Genomic DNA, 3,902 nt, shown 5'->3' on the forward strand with positions numbered 1-3,902 from the left:
GAGCTGTCATAAAATACTCATTAGCCGTCACGGACATATCGGACAATATGTCACCAACCATTTGGTAAAAGGGAATAAGTGCCCCTATTGCGCTACTGGTATCGAAGGAGTGTGGCAGTAATATATGAAAACGATGACCCTTCCTGAGCTATTTATAACATTCGATTCTTCTGCAGAGGGGTTAAGTGAAGAGGAGGTTAAACAACGACATCTTCAACACGGTTTCAATCTCCTCTCACAAATTCCTACTACACCGTGGTATTTTAAATTAACGGCTCAATTTACCCATTTTTTCGCCCTTTTGCTGTGGCTTGCCGCAGGTATCAGTTTTACTATTGCGTGGATTGACCCGCCATCTCATATGCTCTCCATCGGTTGGGCGATCGTTATCGTGATTGTTTTGAACGGAGTATTCGGATTTTATCAGGAGTATCGCACCGAAAAAAGTTTGCAAGCCTTGCGAAATATGCTCCCCTTAAAAGTGAGCGTTCGTCGGGATGGGGTTGAGTGTGAGGTATTGGCAAGCACCCTTGTCCCCGGTGATATCGTACTCCTGAGCGAGGGGGATAAAGTTCCTGCCGATTTGTATCTGATTGCGGCATCGGATGTGTGGGTAAATGAGAGTACCCTCAGCGGAGAGAGTGAACTCGTCTCCGCAGACGCTATAGGGAGCGATCATATCAAAAATGTTCTCTATTCGGGAACGTATGTCGTCAAAGGGGAGGCTCAGGGGCTGGTATATGCGACCGGAAAGGAGAGCCGCTACGGAACGATTGCGGTGTTAACCCAAAGTGTCGATTCGGGTAGCACCCATCTGCAAAAGGAGATAGCCCATATCTCGAAACAGATCGCATTGACATCGGTGGTGATAGCGGGGAGTTTAATGCTCCTCGCAGGATTCGGAGATAACGAATTATGGAAAACGTTTTTGTTTTCTCTGGGGGTATTGGTTGCGCTGATTCCTGAGGGGCTGCTGCCGACGGTGACGCTGGCATTGGCATTCGGCGCACAGCGGATGGCATCCAAGGGATTTTTGGTCAACGGTCTCTCGGTGATCGAAAATCTGGGAGCCGTAACGGTGATCGCGACCGATAAAACAGGGACGATTACCCAAAACAAGATGGAAGTAGCGGCGTGGGAAGAGGATGAGAAACACCCCCCCTCCGAGGAACTTTTGAATGCCGCTCTTTTGTGTAATCGGGCGGATGCTTCTAACGGCGATCCGGTGGAGCAGGCTCTTTTTACATTTGCTCTCAGCTATACCGATGTCGCACAACGACGAGGTGAATATCCGATTGTCTCTGAGTATCCGTTTGATTATCACCTAAAGAGGATGTCTACCGTCCACTCTTTGAACGGAGGATTTTCGATTTTTTCCAAAGGGGCACCCGAAGTTATATTGGGGTTGTGCGATGAGGTGATTACCGCAGAGGGTAAAAAGCCGATCGATGAGAGCGAACACCAAAAACTGATCGATAAACATGACGCTCTAGCGGCATTGGGGTATCGAGTTATCGGGTTTGCTTCACGTAAATGCACCACACTCCCGACATCACGACAAGAGGCTGAAGAGGGATTGAGCTTTATCGGATTTATCGCGATGGTGGATCCGTTGCGGGATGATATTTTAGAATCGGTCGGGTTATGTCATAAAGCCGGTATACGGGTTGTGATGATAACGGGGGATCACCCTCTGACCGCAGGAGCAATCGGAATGAGTGCGGGGATCATTTCCCTGATCACGGAGGTAACGACGGGCGAACAGCTCGATGCACTCCCCCCTGCCGCCATCAAGCGGCTGTTGCATAAAAACCATGTATTCGCCCGCGTATCACCCGAACAGAAGCTCACACTTATCACGTTGCTCAAAGAGATGGGAGAGACGGTAGCGGTAACAGGGGATGGTGTCAACGATGCTCCTGCGCTGAAACGTGCCGATGTCGGTATCGCTATGGGTTCGGGTACCGATGTGGCGAAACAATCGGCGGATGCCGTGCTGATGGATGATCATTTTGCCACCATCGTCAAAGGGATCGAAGAGGGGAGAGCCGTTTATGAGAACATCCGCCGCTTTATCACCTATATGCTCGCCAGTAATCTCCCTGAGGCGGTACCGTATGTCCTCTTTTTTGTGTTCGGGCTCCCATTGGCACTTCCCGTTCCGCTGGTACTGGCGATCGATTTGGGGACGGACATCCTTCCGGGGATGGCGTTGGGGGCGGAATTACCCCATAAAGGGTTGATGCATCAAAAACCACGAAGCCGTAAAGATCATATTTTGACGTTGGGGGTTTATGGGAGAGCCTTCGGATTTTTAGGATTATTAAGTGCCGCGATGTCTATGGGGCTTTTTTGGTTTTATCTCACCGCACACGGCTGGAGAGGAGAAAGCCTCTCTTTGGATAATCCTCTTTATCTTGAAGCGGTCACATTGACTTTTGCCGCCATTGTCTTTGCTCAAATCGGCAACGGTCTCTCATGCCGCAGTGAAAGAGACTCTTTGTTTACCATCGGATTTTGGAGCAACCGATACTACTGGGGTGGGGTTGTTTTTGAGATTGGATTGTTAGTAGTTCTTATTTTTGTGACTCCGCTCAGCAGTGTTTTCGGTACCCATCCGTTTGACCCCATCTATTGGTGGGCCGTTGTTGCGGTGATGGTTATCATACTGGCTGCAGAAGAGATTCGTAAAGGGATTATCCGTTTTATCAGACGATAAGGGGGACAAAAACAAAGCCGGGAAGCTCATAGGAGTCGAGTGTTCCGTCTTCGTGTTTGGCGACATGCCAAATGCTGTTTTGGATAGGTATAACGAGTATACCCCCCGTTTTAAGCTGGTCAAAAAGCTTTATCGGCATCTCGGGCGCACTTGCGGAGACGAGGATACGGTCATAGAGCTCCCCTTCTCGTCCTAACGATGAGGGATCGGCGAGGGTGATTGATGCGTTGTCTATGTGCGCTTTGTGCAAGTTGGCATTTCCGTATTCAACCAAAGAGGGGATGATTTCAACCCCTTCTACGAACCCCGATTTTCCGACTGCAGTTGCCAGCAGAGCCGTTGTCCAGCCTGATCCTGAACCGATGTCCAACACTCTATTGCCAACCATCGGATTTAAAAGTTCCAGCATTATGGCAACCGTGTAGGGCTGAGATATGGTTTGTGACACTCCGATCGGCAAAGGACGATCACTGTAGGCATAGGAATGAAGCTCGTACGGGACAAAAAGGATACGGTCACATACTGTAAAGGCATGAATGAGAGAGGAGGAGTGGAGAACACCCGAATGGATCAAATGGCGGATAAGCTCTTCATTCGTCCTCATGCGATTTCTCTAAATCATACGTTTACGACGGTTCGTGCCGAAGGATTTACCCTCAAACGTTCCACCGGAATAGGTTCTCCGGTTTTTTCACACATACCGTAGGTGCCAAGAGCAATCCGATTTAGTGCGGCATTGATCTCTTCCCTCTCTGCTTCCAGTTTTTCGAGTAGGGTATGGTCGGTAGAATTTTCGATTTCTATCTCCGCCATATCTATTATTTCATCAAGTTCCCCATCCAGTCCGATACTGTTGAGTTCCACTTTGATGAGTTCGATATTTTTATCGATTTTTGCTTTTTCGGATAGGAGAATTGCTTTGAAGGCTTTGAGGTCCAGATCGTTTCGTGTACTCATAATATACCCCTTTTTACAAAAAATTAAACCTTCTAAATGATAACTCAAAAATGGTAACAAGGTATAAAAGAAACTCACCCTTACTTTTGACATCCGTTAGCCGTTTTGGATACACTAAAGAACTTTAACAGGACGGAACACAACGAATGAAACAAATGATGCAGATATACCGTGAAAACCGTGAATCGGTAGAGGGTTTTTTACTGAGTACGATCAGCGACACTCC

At 48.1% G+C, this 3,902-nt stretch carries 3 protein-coding genes; 1 reads left to right on the top strand and 2 read right to left on the bottom strand.

The window, feature by feature from the left end; translation table 11 throughout:
- Positions 1-124: 124 nt before the first annotated feature.
- Positions 125-2,719, top strand: a complete 2,595-nt coding sequence (locus A2517_RS08105) for a cation-transporting P-type ATPase (RefSeq protein WP_294895915.1) — start codon at positions 125-127, stop codon at positions 2,717-2,719.
- Here the strand turns inward: A2517_RS08105 and A2517_RS08110 are convergent.
- A complete protein-coding gene (locus A2517_RS08110) occupies positions 2,709-3,323 on the bottom strand; it encodes a methyltransferase domain-containing protein (protein WP_294895917.1) in 615 nt (204 codons plus the stop codon). The genes A2517_RS08105 and A2517_RS08110 overlap by 11 nt on opposite strands.
- A 14-nt stretch (positions 3,324-3,337) precedes the next feature.
- A complete protein-coding gene (locus A2517_RS08115; protein WP_294895919.1) occupies positions 3,338-3,676 on the bottom strand; it encodes a TraR/DksA C4-type zinc finger protein in 339 nt (112 codons plus the stop codon).
- Between the last annotated feature and the right edge of the window lie 226 nt (positions 3,677-3,902).

It is taken from the genome of Sulfuricurvum sp. RIFOXYD12_FULL_44_77, assembly GCF_001830725.1.
Classification (GTDB): domain Bacteria; phylum Campylobacterota; class Campylobacteria; order Campylobacterales; family Sulfurimonadaceae; genus Sulfuricurvum; species Sulfuricurvum kujiense_A.

Excerpts from the sequence above, each read along its gene's own strand:
- A2517_RS08105 (WP_294895915.1), top strand. The coding sequence starts at position 125 with ATGAAAACGATGACCCTTCCTGAGCTATTTATAACATTCGATTCTTCT.
- A2517_RS08110 (WP_294895917.1), bottom strand. The coding sequence starts at position 3,323 with ATGAGGACGAATGAAGAGCTTATCCGCCATTTGATCCATTCGGGTGTT.
- A2517_RS08115 (WP_294895919.1), bottom strand. The coding sequence starts at position 3,676 with ATGAGTACACGAAACGATCTGGACCTCAAAGCCTTCAAAGCAATTCTC.